Source organism: Caldimonas sp., assembly GCF_046289365.1.
In the GTDB taxonomy this organism is placed as follows: Bacteria; Pseudomonadota; Gammaproteobacteria; order Burkholderiales; family Burkholderiaceae_C; genus Caldimonas.
Genome location: NZ_JBKBVU010000095.1, coordinates 6864 through 11845, shown reverse-complemented (window position 1 = coordinate 11845; position 4982 = coordinate 6864). Strand labels below are relative to the sequence as shown.

General features: G+C 70.6%; 9 protein-coding genes. 5 read left to right on the top strand and 4 right to left on the bottom strand.

Annotated features, from left to right (window positions below):
- From ACK42S_RS10735 to adk, 5 genes are all read left to right on the top strand, one after another.
- The coding region (locus ACK42S_RS10735; protein ID WP_409706897.1) for an ExbD/TolR family protein at positions 1-117 on the top strand (117 nt) is incomplete at its 5' end.
- 26 nt (positions 118-143) lie between these two features.
- Positions 144-1208: a tetraacyldisaccharide 4'-kinase gene (gene lpxK / locus ACK42S_RS10730; RefSeq protein ID WP_409706891.1), complete on the top strand. Its 1065-nt coding sequence runs from the start codon at positions 144-146 to the stop codon at positions 1206-1208.
- Positions 1193-1393 carry a Trm112 family protein gene (locus tag ACK42S_RS10725; RefSeq protein WP_409706889.1) on the top strand — a complete coding sequence of 67 codons (201 nt, stop codon included), beginning with the start codon at positions 1193-1195 and terminating at the stop codon, positions 1391-1393. Before lpxK ends, ACK42S_RS10725 begins: the two co-directional genes overlap by 16 nt.
- Positions 1390-2145 (top strand): 3-deoxy-manno-octulosonate cytidylyltransferase, encoded by a 756-nt coding sequence (gene kdsB / locus ACK42S_RS10720; protein ID WP_409706886.1) that lies wholly within the window; start codon positions 1390-1392, stop codon positions 2143-2145. Before ACK42S_RS10725 ends, kdsB begins: the two co-directional genes overlap by 4 nt.
- A 129-nt stretch (positions 2146-2274) precedes the next feature.
- On the top strand, positions 2275-2928 hold the full coding sequence (gene adk, locus ACK42S_RS10715; protein ID WP_409706883.1) for an adenylate kinase: 654 nt from the start codon (positions 2275-2277) through the stop codon (positions 2926-2928).
- Positions 2929-2935: 7 nt separating this feature from the next.
- Here adk and ACK42S_RS10710 read toward each other — a convergent pair whose 3' ends face one another.
- The 4 genes from ACK42S_RS10710 to ACK42S_RS10695 form a co-directional block, all read right to left on the bottom strand.
- Positions 2936-3331: a RidA family protein gene (locus tag ACK42S_RS10710; protein ID WP_409706880.1), complete on the bottom strand. Its 396-nt coding sequence runs from the start codon at positions 3329-3331 to the stop codon at positions 2936-2938.
- A complete protein-coding gene (locus ACK42S_RS10705; RefSeq protein ID WP_409706878.1) occupies positions 3328-3777 on the bottom strand; it encodes an acyl-CoA thioesterase in 450 nt (149 codons plus the stop codon). The genes ACK42S_RS10710 and ACK42S_RS10705 overlap by 4 nt, the downstream gene beginning before the upstream one ends.
- A gap of 8 nt (positions 3778-3785) precedes the next feature.
- Complete coding sequence (locus ACK42S_RS10700) at positions 3786-4496, bottom strand: ABC transporter ATP-binding protein (RefSeq protein WP_409706875.1); 711 nt, start codon at positions 4494-4496, stop codon at positions 3786-3788.
- Positions 4493-4982, bottom strand: a 490-nt coding sequence (locus ACK42S_RS10695) for an ABC transporter ATP-binding protein (RefSeq protein WP_409706871.1), incomplete at its 5' end; no start/stop codon positions are given. The genes ACK42S_RS10695 and ACK42S_RS10700, both read right to left, overlap by 4 nt.

Below are 4982 nucleotides of genomic sequence, written 5' to 3'. Positions count from 1 at the left end.
GCCGATGCCAACGCCGCCCACCAGAGCGTGGTCAACGTGATGGACGCCTCGCGGCGGGCGGGTTTGAACCAGCTGACCTTCGCGACCCGGCTGAGCGAGCCCGCGCGGGGCCGCTGAAGACCGTCAGCCCCGCACGCGCGCCCATGCCCGTGTCTGTCAGGGTCTCGACACGCCTGCAGGCGGCATGGACCCGGCGCGGCCCGCTGGCTTGCCTGCTGTGGCCGCTGTCGTGCCTGTACCGGGCGCTGGCCACACTGCATGGCCGCGCCCACGCCTGGGGCTTGCGGCGCACCGAACGCCTGCCCTGCCCCGTGATCGTCGTGGGCAACGTGGTGGCCGGCGGTGCAGGCAAGACCCCGACGGTGATCGCCACGGTGCGCGCGCTGCAGGCCGCCGGCGAGCACCCGGGCATCGTGTCGCGGGGCTACGGGCGGACCGGCCGGGGGCTGTGCGAGGTCACCCCGGACAGCCCCGCGACGCAGGTGGGCGACGAACCTCTGCTGATGCGGCTGCGCACCGGCGCACCGGTGGTGGTGGGCCGCGACCGCGTGGCCGCCGGCCGCTTGCTACTGGCCCGTCATCCCGACCTCACCGTGATCGTCTGCGACGACGGCCTGCAGCACCCCCGCCTGGCACGCGACATCGAGGTGCTGGTGTTCGATGAGCGCGGCATCGGCAACGGCTGGTGGCTGCCGGCCGGGCCGCTGCGCGACGATGCCGGCCGCCGCGCCGATCTGGTGCTCTACAACGCCCCGGCCCCATCCACGACGCGCCCGGGCTGGCTGGCACGGCGGGCCCTGGGCCCGGCGATCCCGCTGGCCGCCTGGTGGTCGGGCGCCCGCGCGGGACGGCCCCTGCCCGCGCTGGCCGGCGCTCGGGTGCTGGCCGTGGCCGGCATCGCCCATCCGCAGCGTTATTTCGGCATGCTGCGCGCCGCCGGACTGCAGGTGGAGACACTCGCGCTGGCCGACCACCATGTCTACACCGAGGCGCCCTGGGCGAACCATCCGGCCGAGGTGGTGCTGTTGACCGAGAAGGATGCCGTCAAGCTGCCCCCCGGCTCGGCGCTGGCCGACGACCCCCGGCTGCATGTGGTCGCGCTAGACTTCGAGCCCGATCCGCACTATCACTTGGCCTTGCAACGCCGGCTGCAGGGCGTTCGCGCCGCACAGGCGGCACAGGAAGATCGCCGATGGACACCCGATTGATGGAACTGCTGGTGTGCCCTCTGTGCAAGGGGCCGCTGGAACACGACCGCCAGGCGCATGAACTGATCTGCAAGGCCGACCGCCTGGCCTACCCGATCCGTGACGGCATCCCGGTGATGCTCGAGGGCGAAGCGCGCACGCTCGATGGCCCCGTCACGACGCCAGCCGAGATGGACACCCCGTGAGCTTCACCGTCCTCATCCCCGCGCGGCTGGCCTCCACCCGCCTGCCCCGCAAGCCCTTGGCCGAGATCGCCGGAATGCCCATGGTGGTGCGCGTGGCACGCCAGGCGCAGGCCAGCGAGGCCCACCAGGTCGTGGTGGCGGCCGATCATCCCGACATCGTGCGCGCCTGCGAGGCCCATGGCGTGCAGGCCCTGCTGACGCGCAGCGACCACCCCACCGGCAGCGACCGCCTGGCCGAGGCCTGCGAACGGCTGGGCCTGGACGGCCACGACGTGGTCGTGAACGTGCAGGGCGACGAACCGCTGATCGACCCGGCCCTGATCGATGCGACAGCGGCGGCGCTGCTGATGCGCGAGGACTGCGTGATGAGCACCGCCGCCCACGAGATCAGCTCACCGGCCGAGTTCACGAACCCCAACGTGGTCAAGCTGGTGTGCGATGCCGACGGGCGTGCGCTGTACTTCTCGCGCGCGCCCCTGCCCTGGTGGCGCGACGGCTACGCCCAGGGCATCCACACGCTCAGCCGTCCGGCACCCTTGCGCCACATCGGCATCTATGGCTATCACGCGGGCTACCTGCGGCGCTTCCCCCTGCTGCCGCCCAGCCCGCTGGAGCAGATCGAATCGCTGGAGCAGCTGCGCGTGCTGTGGCACGGCGAGCGCATTGCGGTGCACGTGAGCGAGACGCTGCCCGGCCCGGGCGTGGACACCCCCGAGGACCTGGAGCGCGTGCGGGCGCTGCTGGGCGGCTGAACACCCTGGGCCATCACGGGGAAACCCCTGTCGGGCGCGTCAGTTTCGCGCAGGGGACCCCGTGATATCCTCGCCCGCAACTGGTGCCGGGCGTCTCGCGCCCGGTACGGCATTTTCCAAAGGATCCCCATGCGATTGATACTCTTGGGCGCACCGGGCGCAGGCAAAGGCACGCAAGCCGCATTCATCTGCCAGAAGTTCGGCATTCCGCAGATCTCCACCGGCGACATGCTGCGTGCGGCCGTCAAGGCCGGCACGCCCCTGGGCCTGGAAGCCAAGAAGGTCATGGACGCCGGAGGCCTGGTGAGCGACGACATCATCATCGGCCTCGTCAAGGAACGCATCGCGCAGCCCGACTGCGCCAACGGCTTCCTCTTCGACGGCTTTCCCCGCACCATTCCGCAGGCCGATGCGATGAAGGCCGCCGGCGTCAAGCTCGACTACGTGCTCGAGATCGACGTGCCCGACGAGGCCATCATCGAACGCATGAGCGGACGGCGCGTGCACGCGCCCTCGGGCCGCACCTACCACGTCAAGTACAACCCACCCAAGGTGCCGGGCAAGGACGACGTGACCGGCGAGGACCTGATTCAGCGTGACGACGACAAGGAAGACACCGTGCGCAAGCGCTTGCAGGTCTACCAGAGCCAGACCCGTCCGCTGGTCGACTACTACTCGCAGTGGGCCGCCACCGGCGACCCGCAGGCCCCGAAGTACCGGCGCATCGAGGGCCTGGGGTCGGTCGAGGACATCACCGCGCGAGCCCTCGCGGCCCTGGCCTGAACCGGCCTCAGGCGTCAGGGATCACCGCCGTCACTTCGATCTCGACCTTGGCACGGTCCTCGACGAGGGCCGACACCTCGATGGCGGTCATCGCGGCGTTGTAGCTGCCGATGAGTTCCTTGTAGGCCTGGCCGATCTCGCGCTGCTGCGCGAGGTACTCGCGCTTGTCGGTCACGTACCAGGTCATGCGCACGATGTGCTCGGGCCTGGCGCCCGCCTCGGCCAGCACCGCGACGATGTTGGCCAGAGCCTGTCGCACCTGGCCGGCCAGGTCGTCGGTGTGGAAGCGGCCCTCGGCGTCCCAGCCGATCATGCCGGCGACGAACACCATCTGGCCGCGCACGGCCACACCGTTGGCATAGCCCTTCGGGCGCGGCCAGCCCGGGGGTTGCAGGATCTTCATGTCCGATCTCCGTGTTGTCGGGGCGCAAAGCCCATCAGCGCGCGTCGCATGTCCTCGGGAATGGGCATGGCGCGATGGGTGTCGAGCGATGTGGTGACCAGCACCTGGCGGGCCGTGACGCGGGCTTCGTCGCCGCGGCGCACGCCCAGGCGCAGACCGATCGAGGCTCCGCCCACGCGCTCGAGCGACAGCCCCAGCGTCACGACCTCGCCCATGCGGCTGGGGGCGGTGAAGTCGCAGGCCAGGCTGACCGTGGGCAATCCCGTGCGACGCTCGCCCAGGATCTCGGCATAGGGCAGGCCCAGGGCCTCGGTGAACCAGTCCTCGACCAGTTGGTTGAACATGACCAGGTATTGGGGGAAGAACACCAGTCCGGCCGGGTCGCAGTGCGAGAAGCGGATGGGCTGCTCGCGCTCGAAGGCATGGCGCTGCGCGATCGCTGGCATGACGGCCCTCACACCCCGATGTAGCGGTGCCACAGCGCCGGGTCGGCCCCGAGCTGCTGCGAATCGCCCTGCCAGACCACCCGGCCGCGCTCGATGATGGTGTGGCGGTCGGCCAGGCGCATCAGACGCTGCACGTATTTGTCGATCACGAGGATGGTCTGCCCCTGGTCACGCAGGGCGGCCAGGCAGCGCCAGATCTCCTCGCGGATCAGTGGGGCCAGGCCCTCGGTGGCCTCGTCGAGCACCAGCAGGCGCGGGTTGGTCATCAAGGCCCGGCCGATGGCCAGCATCTGTTGCTCGCCACCGGAGAGTTGGTTGCCCATGTTGGCGGCACGCTCCTTCAAGCGGGGAAAGAGGGTGTAGACGCGCTCGAGCGTCCACGGGTCCTTCGCGGCGCAGCGGTTGGCCGCAAACGCCAGCAGGTTCTCCTGCACCGTGAGGTTGGGAAAGATCTGCCGGCCCTCGGGCACCACGGCCAGGCCCATGCGCGCGATGCGGTCGGGGTCGCGGCCGTCGATGCGCTCGCCGAGGAAGCGCACCTCCCCCCCTTTTGCACGCACCAGGCCCAGGATCGACCGCACCGTGGTGGTCTTGCCCATGCCGTTGCGGCCCAGCAGCGTGGCCACCTCGCCGGCGGTCATGGACAGATCGATGCCGAAGAGCACCTGGCTGCTGCCGTAGGCGGTCTCCAGGCCGCGGACTTCCAGCAAAGCACTCATGTCCCGATCTCCTCGAGCTCGTCGCCCAGGTAGGCCCGCTTCACCTCGGGGTGCTCGCGGATGGCCTGCGGGCTGCCGCTGGCGATGATGCGACCCGACACCAGGGTGGAGATGCGGTCGGCCAGGCGGAAGACCGCGTCCATGTCGTGCTCCACGAGCAGCACGGTCAGCTCGCGGCGCAGGCTTTGCAGCAGGGCCACCATCTGCTCGGACTCCTCCGGTCCCATGCCGGCCATGGGCTCGTCCAGCAGCAGCAGCTTGGGCCGCGTAGCCACCGCCAGCCCCACCTCGAGCTGGCGCTGCTCGCCATGGGCCAGGGCCCCGGCCAGGGCGCCCAAGCGCGCCCCCAGCCCCACGCGCTGCGCGATGGCGGCAGCCTCCTCGTAACGGGCATGCTCCTCGCGGGCCCGCCGCCACAAGCGCAAGCTCGAGCCCTGCCGGGCCTGCACAGCCAGAGCCAGGTTGTCGAGCACGCTCAGGCGCCTG

What these genes read in the sequence shown, in the direction of transcription:
- lpxK (WP_409706891.1), top strand. Translation starts at nt 144, where the DNA reads ATGCCCGTGTCTGTCAGGGTCTCGACACGCCTGCAGGCGGCATGGACC.
- ACK42S_RS10725 (WP_409706889.1), top strand. Translation starts at nt 1,193, where the DNA reads ATGGACACCCGATTGATGGAACTGCTGGTGTGCCCTCTGTGCAAGGGG.
- adk (WP_409706883.1), top strand. Translation starts at nt 2,275, where the DNA reads ATGCGATTGATACTCTTGGGCGCACCGGGCGCAGGCAAAGGCACGCAA.
- ACK42S_RS10710 (WP_409706880.1), bottom strand. Translation starts at nt 3,331, where the DNA reads ATGAAGATCCTGCAACCCCCGGGCTGGCCGCGCCCGAAGGGCTATGCC.
- ACK42S_RS10705 (WP_409706878.1), bottom strand. Translation starts at nt 3,777, where the DNA reads ATGCCAGCGATCGCGCAGCGCCATGCCTTCGAGCGCGAGCAGCCCATC.
- ACK42S_RS10700 (WP_409706875.1), bottom strand. Translation starts at nt 4,496, where the DNA reads ATGAGTGCTTTGCTGGAAGTCCGCGGCCTGGAGACCGCCTACGGCAGC.